General features: G+C 43.3%; 1 protein-coding gene. It reads left to right on the top strand.

The features are described from left to right. Positions 1–30 precede the first annotated feature (30 nt). The coding region (locus tag ACRHNM_RS17805) for a hypothetical protein (protein ID WP_431137975.1) at positions 31–245 on the top strand (215 nt) is incomplete at its 3' end.

Here is a 245-nt window from a genome sequence, read left to right as displayed (position 1 = left end):
GACGTATAGAGTATTAATTACTTTGAGCAGATGAAAGGCCGGGGTACTCGTACCATCAATTTTGATGATTTAAAAAGAGTAACCCGTACCGCTAAGCATACCAAAACGCACTTTGTGATTGTAGATGCTGTAGGGGCTACTAAGTCCAAAAAAACTGACAGTCGACCCTTGGAGCGCAAGCCCACTACCCCTTTAAAAGATTTGTTAGGGGCAGTAACCATGGGCGTGCAAGATGAAGATCTATA

Source organism: Psychroserpens mesophilus (assembly GCF_050617655.1).
In the GTDB taxonomy this organism is placed as follows: Bacteria; Bacteroidota; Bacteroidia; order Flavobacteriales; family Flavobacteriaceae; genus Psychroserpens; species Psychroserpens mesophilus_A.
This window is presented reverse-complemented; position numbering and strand designations above follow the sequence as displayed.